At 55.8% G+C, this 14,123-nt stretch carries 13 protein-coding genes; 2 read left to right on the top strand and 11 right to left on the bottom strand.

Features of this window, described 5'->3' with window-relative positions:
• Window positions 1-9: 9 nt before the first annotated feature.
• The 8 genes from PVA01S_RS05525 to PVA01S_RS05490 all read right to left on the bottom strand — a co-directional run bounded on the left by PVA01S_RS05525 (window position 10) and on the right by PVA01S_RS05490 (window position 7,020).
• On the bottom strand, window positions 10-216 hold the full coding sequence (locus PVA01S_RS05525) for a YezD family protein (protein ID WP_127605827.1): 207 nt from the start codon (window positions 214-216) through the stop codon (window positions 10-12).
• A 94-nt stretch (window positions 217-310) separates the two neighbouring features.
• Window positions 311-1,147 carry an alpha/beta hydrolase gene (locus tag PVA01S_RS05520; protein ID WP_054795424.1) on the bottom strand — a complete coding sequence of 279 codons (837 nt, stop codon included), beginning with the start codon at window positions 1,145-1,147 and terminating at the stop codon, window positions 311-313.
• 21 nt (window positions 1,148-1,168) lie between these two features.
• Window positions 1,169-2,230, bottom strand: a complete 1,062-nt coding sequence (locus PVA01S_RS05515; RefSeq protein WP_127605825.1) for a sulfate/molybdate ABC transporter ATP-binding protein — start codon at window positions 2,228-2,230, stop codon at window positions 1,169-1,171.
• Window positions 2,231-2,235: 5 nt separating this feature from the next.
• Window positions 2,236-3,123, bottom strand: a complete 888-nt coding sequence (cysW, locus tag PVA01S_RS05510) for a sulfate ABC transporter permease subunit CysW (RefSeq protein WP_127605823.1) — start codon at window positions 3,121-3,123, stop codon at window positions 2,236-2,238.
• 21 nt (window positions 3,124-3,144) lie between these two features.
• Entirely contained in the window at window positions 3,145-3,981 is an 837-nt protein-coding gene (gene cysT, locus PVA01S_RS05505) for a sulfate ABC transporter permease subunit CysT (protein WP_127605821.1), read from the bottom strand.
• 18 nt (window positions 3,982-3,999) lie between these two features.
• Window positions 4,000-5,106, bottom strand: a complete 1,107-nt coding sequence (locus PVA01S_RS05500) for a sulfate ABC transporter substrate-binding protein (RefSeq protein WP_127605819.1) — start codon at window positions 5,104-5,106, stop codon at window positions 4,000-4,002.
• Window positions 5,107-5,378: 272 nt separating this feature from the next.
• On the bottom strand, window positions 5,379-5,873 hold the full coding sequence (locus tag PVA01S_RS05495) for a Fur family transcriptional regulator (RefSeq protein ID WP_127605817.1): 495 nt from the start codon (window positions 5,871-5,873) through the stop codon (window positions 5,379-5,381).
• Window positions 5,874-5,964: 91 nt separating this feature from the next.
• Window positions 5,965-7,020 (bottom strand): CobW family GTP-binding protein, encoded by a 1,056-nt coding sequence (locus tag PVA01S_RS05490; RefSeq protein ID WP_127605815.1) that lies wholly within the window; start codon window positions 7,018-7,020, stop codon window positions 5,965-5,967.
• Window positions 7,021-7,191: 171 nt separating this feature from the next.
• Here PVA01S_RS05490 and PVA01S_RS05485 point away from each other — a divergent pair, with 171 nt between their 5' ends.
• Entirely contained in the window at window positions 7,192-8,550 is a 1,359-nt protein-coding gene (locus tag PVA01S_RS05485) for an N-acyl-D-glucosamine 2-epimerase (protein ID WP_244932908.1), read from the top strand.
• A gap of 72 nt (window positions 8,551-8,622) precedes the next feature.
• Window positions 8,623-9,258, top strand: coding sequence for a PAQR family membrane homeostasis protein TrhA (gene trhA / locus PVA01S_RS05480; protein ID WP_236595904.1), 636 nt, complete (start codon window positions 8,623-8,625; stop codon window positions 9,256-9,258).
• A 508-nt stretch (window positions 9,259-9,766) separates the two neighbouring features.
• On the opposite strand, the gene PVA01S_RS05470 is transcribed toward trhA, so the two are convergent.
• From PVA01S_RS05470 to PVA01S_RS05460, 3 genes are all read right to left on the bottom strand, one after another.
• Window positions 9,767-10,180: a DUF4395 domain-containing protein gene (locus PVA01S_RS05470; protein WP_244932907.1), complete on the bottom strand. Its 414-nt coding sequence runs from the start codon at window positions 10,178-10,180 to the stop codon at window positions 9,767-9,769.
• 25 nt (window positions 10,181-10,205) lie between these two features.
• Window positions 10,206-12,620: a type IA DNA topoisomerase gene (locus tag PVA01S_RS05465; RefSeq protein ID WP_127605811.1), complete on the bottom strand. Its 2,415-nt coding sequence runs from the start codon at window positions 12,618-12,620 to the stop codon at window positions 10,206-10,208.
• Window positions 12,621-12,867: 247 nt separating this feature from the next.
• Window positions 12,868-14,115, bottom strand: coding sequence for a GTP-binding protein (locus tag PVA01S_RS05460; protein ID WP_127605809.1), 1,248 nt, complete (start codon window positions 14,113-14,115; stop codon window positions 12,868-12,870).
• Between the last annotated feature and the right edge of the window lie 8 nt (window positions 14,116-14,123).

Here is a 14,123-nt window from a genome sequence, read left to right as displayed (position 1 = left end):
TTTCCCTCCTTACGGATTTGTTCGCTGCTGCTTCGGTTCAATTGTCGTCCGTCTCACTTGCTGTTCCGCCGCTTCAAACCGTTTACGTTCCGTACGTTCAATCTGAACGATTCTACCATCATGTACGACAATTTGTACGCTGCCGTACTCTAACCCATTCACGCTTTGCAGTATTCGTTTTGTCCAAAGATCATCCACATCAAGCGGCTTCGCCATCATAATCCCTCCGTGACCAAATTTATTTAACCCTATGCGTTAACTCGGCTTTTAATGTATGAAAAGCAGACGATTAATCCGCTTCCCGCTGTTCTTAAATCGTCCAATCATTCCATTCGTTCTTCCGTTTATCGATGTACAGGAGCCAATCCCGCGTCTTCTGAATCAGCTGTTCTTTCGCTTGTCCGCCGGAATACGTATGATCGGCCTGAAAAATAACTTCCTTGTCGCACTGCCCTTGACTCCGCAGCCAAAACAGCTTCTGATACAAGAAGCAGTAATCGACCGGGATCACTTCATCGGCCGTTCCATGTACGAGCAGCACGTCTCCGTTAAATTTCCGGAGCTGCTCGAACGGCTGATGCCGGGTCAAGCTTTCGAAGAACACCGGCTGAAGCGCGTAGCCCAAATAGTCGGAAGAGCCGAACTGCACCGCTTGCTCGTACACTTTCTTGCCGGTAATGCCAACAATATCGTTGAAGGGATAGGCCACGGACGACCACATCACCAGCGTCTTCACACGTTTGTCCTTCGCGGCTGTCAATAAGGCTACGGCGCCGCCTAAGCTGTGGCCGAGCAGCACGACCCGCTGCGGGTCGACGCAGTCGATAGCGAGCGCATAATCGATCACGCTGCGCGTCTGGTCGATCATCGCGTCGAGGCCCCCGGCACCGTAATCGCCGGTGCTTTCGCCGCAGCCCCCGAAGTCGAAGCGCAGCACCATGTAGCCGTGACGGGCGAACTCCCGGGCCGACATAACGAACAACCGATCCACGCCGATACGCGTGCCTACAAATCCGTGGGCGATGATGACGATGGGCGTGCGCGCTGTCGCGGAACGGTCCGGCGTCTCGTTCTCCGTGAAAACCGGATAATGTAAAGTTGCCGCTAGCTCAATGTTTCCGCTTTGAATGGTGATGTGATGTTCCATGGCAGGATCCCTCTTTTACAATTAAATGTGAACCGGCATCGGATCGTTCTTCAATCCGTTCTCGAGAATAAGATGCCTCTCCTCGTTAAACAAATACAAGCGGTGAATCAACACGTGCACATCAGTGCCAGGCTTCAGCTCGGGAAGCTCCAGAGAACGGTAAGCGAACAGCCGATCGCCTTCGACCTCCACTTCCACCTGCCAATGTATGCCCCTGAAAAATACGTTTCGAACGATGCCTCGCTCGGCCGCCGACGGATAAGAAACTTCGCCGGGCAATCCGACCTCGATAAATTCCGGCCGAATGATCGCTTTCGACCGGGATAAGACATCCGGATCGAATCCCTTTAAGTTCGAGATGTCGTCCAGCGGATTCGATTCCCCGATAAAACCAGCTACGAATGGTGTCCGCGGGTGCTTATAGATGTCGATCGGCGATCCCTGCTGCTCTAATCTCCCCTGATGAATGATCATAATCTGGTCGGCGACCTCGACGGCTTCCTCCTGATCGTGCGTGACGAAGATGGTTGTGATGCCCACGCGGTCGATCATCTCTTTCAGCCAGGTCCGCAGCTCTTTGCGAACCTTCGCATCAATCGCGGCGAACGGCTCGTCGAGCAGCAGCACTTGCGGTTCCGGCGCAATGGCGCGAGCGAATGCGACCCGCTGCCGCTGACCGCCGGAAAGCTGATGCGGCAGCCTTTTCTCTAACCCTTTCAATCCCGTGAGTTCGATCAATTGTTGAACTCTCTCTTTAATTTGCGCTTTCGTCCGTTTTTGAACCGTTAAGCCGAACGCAATATTGTCGAACACGCTCATATGCCGGAATAACGCATAGTTCTGAAAGACGAAACCGATGCCGCGGCTTTGCGGCGGTTCATTGTTCACGCGTTTGCCGTGAATAAGGATATCGCCGGAATCCGGCTCCTCGAGTCCTGCCAGCATGCGTAGAATCGTCGTTTTTCCGCCGCCGCTCGGTCCGAGCAGCCCGATCAGTTTCCCTTTCTCAACCTCGAAGCTTACATCTTTGGTCGCTTGGAAGCTGCCAAAGCTTTTGGTCAAGTGTTTGGCAACGATATGCATAGGCCTTATTCCCCTTCCCGGCTTTGCTCTTTGGCATGCTTCCATTCGATGACAGACTTGACGACAAGCGTCACGACAGCCAACAGGACAAGCAGCGACGCGATGGCAAACGAGCCGGCAAAATTATATTCATTATACAAAATTTGAATGTGCAGCGGCATCGTATTCGTCTGGCCCCGGATATGACCCGAGACTACGGAGACGGCGCCGAATTCACCCATCGCACGGGCGTTGCACAAAATAACCCCATACAACAGGCCCCACTTGATATTCGGTATCGTGACTTTCCAGAAGATGCGCCAGCCCTTGGCGCCGAGCGTCACGGCCGCCTCTTCCTCTTGCGTACCCTGGGCCTGCATCAACGGCAGCAGCTCCCGGGCGACGAACGGGAACGTAACGAAGATCGTAGCAAGCACCATGCCGGGCAGCGCAAACAATATTTTGATATCGTACTGCTGCAGGAGCGGCCCGAACCAGCCTTTGGCGCCGAACAGCAGCACGAAGATCAGGCCGGCGATGACCGGAGATACGGCGAACGGTAGGTCGATCAGCGTGATAAGCAGGTTTTTCCCTTTAAAACGAAACTTCGTAATCGCCCACGCGGCGGCGACGCCGAACACAAGATTCAGCGGGACGGCGATGGCAGCGACGCTTAAGGTCAACCGGATCGCCGCGGCGGCGTCGGGCTCGGTTAAAGCTGCGGCATACACTTCCCAGCCTTTGCGGAACGCCTCCGCAAACACGCTGATAAGCGGCAAGATCAGCAGCAGTCCAATGAACAGCAGCGCGATTCCGATCAGGATAAATTTGACGAAACGCGATTCGGTAATATGGCGGGGCCGATCTGCGGTCTTGGCCCCGGCCTTGGCAGTTGTCGTGACATAGCCGGCCATGGCGGTCCTCCCTCTCTCGACCTACACGGTCGTGAAGCGGCGGTTAGCCCGCCACTGGATCAGGTTGATGACGAACAAGGTGACGAAGGAGATCAAGAGCATGACCAGCGCAATGGCCGTCGCCCCCGCGTAATTGTATTGTTCCAGCTTCGTCATGATGAGCAGCGGAGCGATTTCCGTCTTCATCGGCATGTTGCCGGCGATAAACACGACCGAGCCGTACTCGCCGACCCCGCGTGCGAAGGCCAGCGTAAATCCGGTAATCAGCGCCGGGAACAACGCCGGGAAAATAATGCTGCGAAACGTCCGCCAGCGGCCGGCACCCAAGCTGACCGCGGCTTCCTCTACATCCTTCTCCAGTTCTTCAATGACCGGCTGCAGCGTCCGGACGACGAACGGGATGCCGATGAACGTTAAAGCGAGCGTGATCCCGAGCGGTGTAAACACGATCTTGATGCCATGCGGTTCGATCAGCTTGCCGATCCAGCCGTTCTGGGAATAAATCGTCGTCAAGGCGATCCCCGCCACCGCCGTCGGCAGTGCGAAGGGCAGGTCGACGAGCGCGTCGACGATCTTCTTGCCCGGGAACGTGTACCGGACGAGCACCCAAGCGACGATAAAACCAAAGATGGAATTAATCGCTGCCGCCGCGAGCGACGTGCCGAAGCTGATTTTTAAAGACGCGATGACACGTTCGTCCGCAATCGTTCCCCAGAAGTCCGACCAGCCCATACCGGACGTTTTAATAAAAATAGCGGACAGCGGGAACAGAACAATAAGGCTTAAGTACAATACAGTAAAACCCATCGAAATCCCAAACCCGGGTAAAATACTGCGCTCTTTCCAAGCTTTTCGCATACCGTCGTTCTCTCCCCGTTACGGTTTGTAAATTTTGTCGAACACGCCGCCGTCGTTAAAGTGTGTCGTTTGGGTTTTCGTCCAACCGCCGAACGGCTCGTCGTTAATGGTAAACAGGCTGACTTTGGCGAATTGGTTCTCGTATTTCTTCGCGACCGACTCCAGACGCGGTCGGTAATAGTTTTTAGCGGCGATCTCTTGGCCTTCTTCCGAATACAAATATTCGAGGTAAGCCTGAGCGACTTCGCGGGTGCCCTTCTTGTCGACGACTTTATCGACGACGGCAACCGGCGGCTCCGCCAATACGCTGATCGAAGGTGTCACGATTTCGAATTTGTCTTTACCGAACTCATTGATCGACAAGTACGCTTCGTTCTCCCAGGCGATCAGGACGTCGCCGATCCCTTTTTGCACGAACGTGTTGGTTGAATCGCGTGCCCCGGAGTCAAGCACCGGTACGTTCTTGAACAGCTTCTGCACGAATTCTTGCGCTTTCGCCTCGTCCTTGTTGTTCTTTTGGTAAGCGTAGCCCCATGCGGCTATATAGTTCCAGCGTGCGCCCCCCGACGTCTTCGGATTCGGCGTTATGACTTGAACGCCCGGCTTCACCAGATCGTCCCAATCTTTAATCCCTTTCGGATTTCCTTTCTTCACCAGGAACACGATGGTCGAGGTGTACGGCGTACTGTTATCCTTCAGTTTGCTTTGCCAGCCCTCGTTGATTAAGCCGGCATTTTGAATCGCATCGATATCGTAAGCGAGCGCAAGGGTCGTGACGTCGGCTTCCAAACCGTCGATAACCGAACGGCCCTGCTTGCCGGATCCGCCGTGCGACTGTTTAATCGTCACGTCTTGACCGGTTTTATTTTTCCAATAAGCGGAGAAAGCTTTGTTATAGCTGACATACAGCTCGCGAGTCGGATCATAGGAGACGTTCAGCAGCTCAACCGCCGGTTTGGCCGATGCGGCCGGCTTCGAACCTTCTGCCGTAGCGGCGCCCCCAGTGCCGGCTGTCTTGCCCGATCCTCCGCCGCAAGCGGTAAGACCGACTAATGATAAGGTTAAAGCGCCGAACAAGGACCACTTGCCGAAGGAACGGAACGCTTGTTGATATACGGTTGTCATAACAGTTACTCTCCCCTTGTATAAGTTTCTCTTATGAGTACGTCGTGAGTTTATCGGGCAAGGGTAATTGGCCAATCCCCAAGCATCGTAATCAGCGTTCCGGTGGTCCGGTAACAAACAAATAATTCCGATAAACTTACTATGTTATGGAAGTATATTAGCATCCGTCTTTTCGTCCTGTCAATTGTTTTTTTATTTTTTCTTCCTTTTTTTACGTGCAAAAGCCCCGCCTTCCGTCACGGTTATCCGCTGGGAAGACGGGGCTTATAAAGTTACGCCTCGGGGACGAGCGAATCGGTCGTGCCGCCGGATTTGGCCGCCTCGCTGCAATCGCTGCAGTACCCGAGAATGTCGAACCGATGATTCACGACTTGAAAGTCTTGCGGAAAATTGGACATATGCTTCATCGGGCAAAATTCAAAGGGAACCGTCTTCTCGCACTGCATACAGATCAGATGATGATGATGGTGCGATCGGCAGCGGGCGCGAAATTTCAATCCTTCGTTCAAATAAATTTGCTCCAATACGCCCATTTCGCTTAACAAACGGAGGTTGCGGTATACCGTATCGAAGCTGACTCCCGGGTACGACGCCCGCATATATTCGTAGACGTCCTTCGGTGACAAATAGCCTGGCGATTCGGCGAACAAAGCCGCCAATTTTTTGCGCTGGTCGGTGATCCGCCAGCCTTTGGCCGACATCGCTCTGACAATATCCTGAATTGTCTCTTGAACTTCGTGCTTATGCACATGCTCGTGATTTTCCATAGGGACCTCATCTTTCTCTACCGGTAACGCTCCCGAACGATTGGCGTTGCCGGATATCTTATCTCATAATGCCGTATTAGCCAAGGAAGAGTCAAGACTCCGAGCACTCAAGCGCCGTCAACTCGGTTTCCAGGACGGACCGGTCGAAGTGCTCCCCGATAAAGACGGCGACGCTTGGCACGTTTTCCTTCGGCGCAATTTTCATAAAATCCATTTGCCGGTACGCATACTGGAACATAAACGGACTTGCCGTATCGGTAAACCGCAAAATACCCTTGGCTCGAAAAATGTTGTCCGGCAGCCTTCCAACCAACGCTTCGAACCGCTCGCTGTCGATGGCCCGGGTGAAAAAGTGCGTATACGCCATGACGTGGTCATGCGAATGATGCGCCGCCTTCGCAGCGTCCTCGCTGTGCCCGCCATGCTCCGCATGGTGTACTGCGCAACCGTGATCATCAGGATGCTCGTGATGCGAATGCCCCTCGGCGCAGGTGCAGCCCAGGGCGTTATCGCGATGGTGCCGAACAACGCCTCCTTCCAGCCGATCGAACAGCGTGAAGTCGATCTCGCTGCGTACGGTTCGCACGATCGGAGCCGACGGATTCAGCTCGCGGATCAGCGCTTCCAGGCGAAGCCACTCGCTCGGGGGAACAAGATCGGTTTTATTGAACAAAATGAGGGTGGCGCATCGAATTTGGTCGGCCATCAGCCGGTATGTCCGCGATTTCGGCGATTCCGACTTTTCGGCGAACAGCGCCGCATCGACCACGGTCACAACGGAGGCAAGCTCCACCCGCGTCAGCAGCGAGGCGTCGGTCACACCGTCGAGCATTTCCATCGGATTCGCCGCGCCCGTCGATTCCACGAACACGACATCGGGCTGGTGTTCATCGATCAACTGCTTCAGCTCGAGTCCGAGATCTCCGCGAATCGTACAGCAAATGCAGCCGCCTAGCATTTCCGTCATCGGTACCTCTGCGCTCACCTGCATGCCGTCGAGGTTCACCTCGCCGAGCTCGTTCATAAGCACAGCCGGTTTACGGCCGTTTAATTGATAGTAATCGAGTGCGCGCGTCAGCAGCGTCGTCTTGCCGCTGCCGAGAAAACCGCTTAATATATGGACAGGAATCGTATGTGTATGCTTCATGAAGTTCACTTCCGTTTTTCTTCAAATTGTACGCCGCACGGAACGGAATGTCAATTAAACGAAATATTTACGATTATAATCAAGCGGTGTCTGCTTCTATTTGAGCGCGCTTTGGAATACATGCTAATAAAACCGGTCCACCGCAACCGCATGGAAAGAAGGGCTGTTTTGGTGAAGGACGCGAACCCGCTCTGTCAAGCCACCATTCAAATCGACCCCACGTTCGCCTATTACGTGGATCGCTCGGAAGCGAGCGTCGCCGCCGAGCTTGAGCAAGCCGGCTACCGCAGCGTACGTTATTTTGTTACCGATGAAACGAAGATCAACGGACGCCTGGTCCGTGCCCTGCGCGAGCGCGGCATGGAGGTTTGGGCGATGGCGCTGGGCAACGGCGCGTATGGAACCGGGCATCTTCCGCCGGCGTGGCGAAGCTGGCAGATGGAGCTGTTGAAGCCGGTGAACGACGGGTACGTCCGGCTCTCCCCGTTCAGCGCGGGATATACCGCCTGGAAAAAATCCGCGTTAGCCCAAGTTGTCCGCGAGCATCCGTTCACCGGCCTGGAAATCGCAGAAGCGTATTTTCCCGAATGGAACGGGCTGGGCACCGGGGTCTACGGGGACGTCGGCCCGTTGGCGCAGGCGGCTTTCCGCCAGTTCAGCGGCGGGGCGATGCCGGAATTCCGTCTTCGCACCTCCCCCCTGTACTATAAGAAAGACCGCGCCCGTTACTTGCTCTGGATCGACTTGCGCGTGCGCGCAGTGAACGACTTTCTGCACGAGGTTATCAACGGCCAGGGCGGCGTGCGCGATGCGAATCCGCGGATTCGCATCGCCACCTGGTCGCTCGCCGTCGATGCGGGCCGCGACCCGGTCGGGGACGTCCGTGAAGCGCAGGGGATCGACGCGGTCGCGATGATCCGGCGCGTCCGGCCCGACGCGCACGTGCTGCAGACGCATTGGCCGGACTGGATGCGGGCCCGTCTGCCGGCGGATTACATCCGCAGATACCGTCCCTTCGCAGAGCCGATTCGTCTCGCTTTTCCTTCCCTGCCGCTTGGCGTACAGACGGACATCGGATCGCTGCGCGGGATGCGCCGGAGCCGGGCCTGGCTGAAGCGGTTCGGAACCGAGGCGCAAGCGCAGGGCTACCGCTTCTGGACCGCTTACGAGCACTCGATCGGGCTGCCGATGTATGCGGAGCCCCCGCTGCCCTTGTCGGCGGCACGCTTAGGCGACGCGCACCGGGTACGGTTGACGTTCAGCAAGCGGATCGATCCGGCTTCCGCCGCAGGCGGAGCATTCCGCATACGTACGACGAACGGCGGCTTTGGCGGCGAGCTGGCGCCGATCCATGTGGAGGCTGTGGACGGACAGCTCGTCGAGCTGTGGTCGGACGGCTTTCCGCCGGAGGCGTTCGAGCTTGAAGTCATCGGTGTGCGCGATACGCCCGACCGCTGGCTGCTCCGCGATCAGCCGGCCAACACGACGCCGGACGGCACCCGTGTGTCGATCCCCGCATTTCCCGATTGATCATTGGTCATTTATCTCATGAAGGGTTACAATTAAAATAAATCCCATCCATGCCCGAAGGAGTGAATGCCCGTGAATGCCGCCGCTCTTAAACAAGAACGCGCCAACGCTATCAGCCACGGCATCGGAGCCGTGCTCAGCGTGGCCGCTCTCGTCCTGCTGGTCGTCCGTTCTTCGCTGTACGGTACGCCCTGGCACATCGTCAGCTTCGCCATTTTCGGCGTGTCCCTAATCCTGCTTTACGTGTGCTCCACCCTGCTGCACAGCGCCCGCAAGGAACGCTGGATCAACCTCTTCGAGATTATGGACCATGCCGCCATCTATGTCCTGATCGCAGGCACGTACACCCCTTTCCTGCTGGTGACGATTCGCAGCCCGCTAGGATGGAGCTTGTTCGGCGTTGTCTGGGGACTGGCGCTCGCCGGCATCATCTTCAAGCTGTTTTTCGTTAAACGATTCAACGTGCTGTCGACAATATTCTACATCGCCATGGGATGGATGATTATTCTCGCCTTCCGGCCGCTGGTACAGCAGCTGCCCGAGCCCGGCGTCATGTGGCTTGTCATCGGAGGGATCCTGTACACGTTCGGCACCGTGTTTTATTTGTGGAGGAAGATTCCTTATCATCACGCCATCTGGCATACCTTCGTCCTGCTCGGCAGCGTCAGCCACTTCATTTCCGTTTATTTCTACGTCCTACCGAACTAAGCGGCGAAAAGCGGCAGCATCAATAAATTTGTTGGTGCACAAGGTCCACGAGGACCACAAGGGCAACAAGGAGCACAAGGTCCTCAAGGTATACGAGGGCTACTGGAGCCGCTGGTGCTACGGGCGCTGCTGGTGCAGCGGGAGCCACTGGCGCTACGGGCGCTGCTGGTGCTACGGGCGCCGCTGGTGCCACAGGTGCTATGGGCGCTACAGGGGCTGGGCTATCCCAATACGGGTACATTTATGGTGTACACCAATAAAATTTTTGACTTTGAGTGGATACATGACTTCACGACTGCTAGAATTTTTCATGCAGCTTGAAAACTGCCGAATTTGTAGACGTCAATATGAATAGTTCCCGCACAAGAAATCATTTTTAGATAAGCAGTTAGCGCTATTCAAAGCAAATAATCAAAAGCCATTCCTCCAGCCGCCGAATGGGCGTCTTGATGGAATGGCTTTACATTTACCTATTATATTAATCCTTCATGTCATTCGTATGATGCTGTTAACGCCGCCGCAACCGTTTAAATTGATAATACAGGAAGCATCCTACGCAAAAGCCGCAAATCGCGACGAAAGCGGCCACGGCTACAAGTGCAGCCGCCACATAGCCGCTCCAGCCGGAAGGATCCAGCCAGAACGCAATCATGGACACGGTCAGCAGCGTCACCGCGATGGAGTTGTTAAACCGGCTGAGCTCCGCCGCCTCGGTTTGCGCTCCCTGGATGCGATGCTTCAAAAAGGGCGATGCCAGCTGCACGAACACATTGACCCGGATGCCCCGCCATAACATAATCAATTGCACCGCCCATAACGCCGCAATCAGTGCGGGCTGCTGCAAGACGATTGCCAGCACTACGAAAACGACGATGCCGATTTGATTCGTACGAATGAACGGAATCGGAATTTCTTTCATCATTTTTTCCCTCTTTTCAACCAGAATATTAACGCTCTACGCTTAACTCCCCGGTGCTCGGGTCGCGAAGCACGATGCGGCCTTCAACGGCAACGCCGTTTCCGCCCAATACCTGCATCGTATCCGTTCGCCCCTGCTTCAGCAAGCGCGCAACGGCGGCATCGGTCAGCGCTGCCCCGACGCCTTCCTTCCAGATCACGAACTTGCAGCCGCTCTTATACGCGCTGCAGCCATACCCCCGCTTGCCGCGAATAATATGCCCGCCGCAGCCGGGACGCGGACACGCGCCCAGCGCCTCCCGAGTCGCCGCAGCCGAAGGGGGCACCGTCTCGGTTGCCCGCTGCGGGTGGACCGCCGTCGGTGCCTCGCCCGCGGAGGAGGCGGCGACTGCCGCTTCAAGGGCCGCTGCCGTCCGGCGCGGCGCACGCTTCGGCGCTGCTCCTTCCTCCGCCTCGCTGCGCTTCCGCCTCCCGCGCCCCGCCTGCGACGGCTCGCCCGGCACAGCCGCTTCGCCCGCCGCCTTGCCGCGCGCCGTGCTTTTGCGCTTCGGCTTCTCGCCCTTGGCCGGCTCGGCGTCGGTGCCGAACGCCTGCTTCGCGGCCGGCCGCTGTACCCGCACCTTGTTGACGATCGACAAGGTGAATTTCTTGACGTTCTGCATGAACGTCTCGTCGGAAGCCGCACCGCGCGCAATCTCGTTCAGCCGCCGCTCCCAGTGGCCGGTCATCTCCGGCGAAGTGAGCAGCTCGACGCCGGCCCCGCGGATCAACTCGACGGCCATACGGCCCTTGGTCGTAATTTCGATGCGCTTGCCCTGCATGACGACATAGCCGACCTGCTTCAGCCGCTCAATGATCGCGGCCCGCGTGGCCGGCGTGCCGAGGCCGGAATCTTTCATCGCGTCGCGAAGCTCCTCGTCCTCAATCTGCTTCCCGGCGCTTTCCATCGCTTTCAGCAGCGTGCCTTCCGTATAAGCTTTGGGGGGCTGGGTTTCTTTCTCCTTGGCAATGGCGTTCACGCAGTGTACGCCCTGCGTTCGGTCCAAGTTGAACGGAGTTGTCACTTCCTCTTCCGCCGCTTTCTCGTCATCGTCCTCCTTCTCGGATTTACCGCGGGATTTGGCCGTCGTCTTTTCCTTTTTCTGATCGGCGTATAGGACTTTCCATCCCAAGGAAATCAGCTGTTTCACCGTCGTTTTGAACTTTTCCCGCTCTACTTCCGTGAGCACCGTATGCACCTTATATTCGGCAGCAGGATAAAAATGAGCTAAAAAGCGCCTTACAATCAAATCGTATACTTTAGCCTCATCCGGCGCCAACCCTTTCGCCGTGCGGAGGGTTGGCAGGATGGCGTGATGATCCTCGACTTTGGCCGGATTGCAAACCGCTTTATTGTTTTTGTGCACCAGCTGCGGATTGGCCGCTTCAACAAACGAACGATAGTCCGTTCCGCGCAGCTGCTGAAGCGCCTTGTGCATTTCCGGGATGTTTGACTCGGTCACATAATTGGATGTCGTTCTCGGGTAGCTGATGACCTTATGTTTTTCGTAAAGCGCCTGCGCCACATCCAGCGTTTTCTTGGCCGAAAATCCGAACTTGGCATTCGCTTCCCGCTGCAGAAGGGTCAAATCGTACAGCTTAAACGGGTATTCCTTCGTGTCCTTGACTTCATACGACTGGATCGTGCCCGCTTTGCCTTTTACCTTGTTGACGAGCGCTCCGGCTTTCTCCGGGTCCGTTAGCCGATCCCCCTGCCACAGACCCCGGTATTCCGCAGCCCCTTGCTGAAAATAAGCCTCTACGTCATAAAAGGTATGGGAGCTGAACGCTTCGATTTCCTTCTGGCGATCATACAGCAGCGCCAAGACGGGCGTTTGCACGCGTCCAACGGATAACAGCACCTGATGCTTGGTCGTGAACGCGCGCGATCCGTTCATACCGATCAGCCAATCCGCTTCGCTGCGGGCTCTTGCCGCTTTCGTTAAATTGTCGTACTCCACCCCTTCTTTCAATTCAGCAAAGCCTTTCCTGATCGTTTCAGGGGTCAAATCCGAGATCCACAACCGTTTGACCGGGTGTTTCAATTTTAAATACCGCTGGATGAGGGAGAAAATGTGCTGCCCTTCCCGCCCTGCATCGCATGCGTTGATCAACAAATTGCTTCGCTTGGCCAAGTCCCCGATGACCTTGAGCTGATCCTTTGTTTTGAGATTGGGCAGCAGTTTAAACTGTTCGGGAATGATCGGCAAGTCGTGGATGTTCCACTTCTTATATTTTTCATCATACGCATCCGGTTCGGCCAAACCGACCAAGTGGCCGATCGCCCAAGTAATAATGTATTGTTCACCTTCGAGATAAGACCTGTGATTCTTCGCTTTCGGATCGATCGCGGCGGCAATATTGCGACCCATATCCGGTTTTTCGGCAATGATAAGAGTTTTCAAACCTTGTACGCGCCTCCGTATCCAGAGAACTTTCTTTGCCAATCGTAACGAATAATCGAAGCTTTGTAAACCCGCTGCCGGTAATCCGGCATGCTTCTCGGCCAGGTTTCCCACGCTTGCTTGAAGCGTTCGCGAAGCTGAAAAAGGACACCTTCCCCCTTCTAGAAGAAAGGGAAACGTGTCCTTTGGAGCAACGGGGATTGCAGTCGCACGCCTTGCGTCTTGACGGTTGCCGAACGGGAGACCGCTACTTTTCCGAGCCGGACAGGATCATTTCGAGTTGTTCGGATGAGGCATTCGGCAGTTCATCCTTCAACTTGCTCCAGTTCGACTGCATCTCAGCGTCGGTCAGCAGGCACCGGTCGAGTCCTTCGGTTAGTACGGCCTTGTCCATGTTTATGCCGATCAGCACAAGCTTGGTGATCCGGTCGCCGTATACCGGGTCCCAATCCAGCTTGAGCTCGGGCTCTTCGGCCAAGGTCGCCTCCCTTTCCGCTGCCGGAAGGGCGGCAACCCACAAGCCCGCCGGTCCGATTTGAATCGAGGGGCCGGCTTGGCTTAAATTTTGGGCAACCGCGTTTCGGGTAGCCAGCCACAAAATACCCTTCGCGCGGACAACCTCCTCCGGCCAATCGGCCATCCATGCCGTCAGACGTTCCGTATGGAAGGGTCTGCGCCGTTCGTATACGAAAGAAGATATACCGTACTCCTCCGTCTCCGGCGTATGATGGGCGTTCTGCAGCTCCTGCATCCACCCGGCCGACGTACTGGCTTTCTCGAAATTAAACCGTCCGGTATTCAAAATCTCCTTCGGTTCGACCTTCCCGTGAGACGTGCGAACAATCGATGCCCGAGGCTGAAGTTTACGCAGCACCTGCTCCAATTCATTCAATTCGTCCTCCTGGACGAGATCGCATTTGTTCAACAGCAGCACGTCGCAAAACTCAATCTGGCTGATGAGCAAATCTACGACATCACGCGTATCGTCTTCGCCCACGGCCTGCTGCCGCTCCAGCAGCGTCTCGCCGGACGAGAAATCGTGCCAGAACCGGTAAGCGTCAACGACGGTGACCATGGTATCGAGGCGGCAATAGGTAGACAGATCGATGCCGTGCTCTTCATCGATATACGTGAAGGTTTGCGCGACGGGAACCGGTTCGCCTACGCCGGTCGATTCAATAAGGATGTAATCGAATCGGCCATCCTTCGCCAGCCGCTCTACCTCGCGCAGCAAGTCCTCCCGCAGTGTACAGCATATACAGCCGTTAGACATCTCGACCAGCTTTTCTTCCGTGCGGGATAAGCCCCCTCCCTCTTTGATCAGCTCTGCGTCGATATTCACCTCGCTGAGGTCGTTGACGATGACGGCCACCTTCAAGCCTTGGCGATTGTTCAACACATGGTTCAACACGGTCGTTTTGCCCGCTCCTAAATACCCGCTCAACACTGTGACCGGCAGCAGCTTTTCCTTTGAGACGATATGCGCTTCTTGCATGGGACACA

The sequence above is a fragment of the Paenibacillus validus NBRC 15382 genome (genome assembly GCF_004000985.1).
In the GTDB taxonomy this organism is placed as follows: Bacteria; Bacillota; Bacilli; order Paenibacillales; family NBRC-103111; genus Paenibacillus_G; species Paenibacillus_G validus.
The sequence above is the reverse complement of the archived record's forward strand: the minus strand, read 5'-3'. Positions and strand labels throughout refer to the sequence as shown.

Bases quoted from the DNA above. Each gene is read 5' to 3' on its own strand.
- PVA01S_RS05525 (WP_127605827.1), bottom strand. From the start codon at position 216: ATGGCGAAGCCGCTTGATGTGGATGATCTTTGGACAAAACGAATACTG.
- PVA01S_RS05520 (WP_054795424.1), bottom strand. From the start codon at position 1,147: ATGGAACATCACATCACCATTCAAAGCGGAAACATTGAGCTAGCGGCA.
- PVA01S_RS05515 (WP_127605825.1), bottom strand. From the start codon at position 2,230: ATGCATATCGTTGCCAAACACTTGACCAAAAGCTTTGGCAGCTTCCAA.
- cysW (WP_127605823.1), bottom strand. From the start codon at position 3,123: ATGGCCGGCTATGTCACGACAACTGCCAAGGCCGGGGCCAAGACCGCA.
- cysT (WP_127605821.1), bottom strand. From the start codon at position 3,981: ATGCGAAAAGCTTGGAAAGAGCGCAGTATTTTACCCGGGTTTGGGATT.
- PVA01S_RS05500 (WP_127605819.1), bottom strand. From the start codon at position 5,106: ATGACAACCGTATATCAACAAGCGTTCCGTTCCTTCGGCAAGTGGTCC.
- PVA01S_RS05495 (WP_127605817.1), bottom strand. From the start codon at position 5,873: ATGGAAAATCACGAGCATGTGCATAAGCACGAAGTTCAAGAGACAATT.
- PVA01S_RS05490 (WP_127605815.1), bottom strand. From the start codon at position 7,020: ATGAAGCATACACATACGATTCCTGTCCATATATTAAGCGGTTTTCTC.
- PVA01S_RS05470 (WP_244932907.1), bottom strand. From the start codon at position 10,180: ATGATGAAAGAAATTCCGATTCCGTTCATTCGTACGAATCAAATCGGC.
- PVA01S_RS05460 (WP_127605809.1), bottom strand. From the start codon at position 14,115: ATGCAAGAAGCGCATATCGTCTCAAAGGAAAAGCTGCTGCCGGTCACA.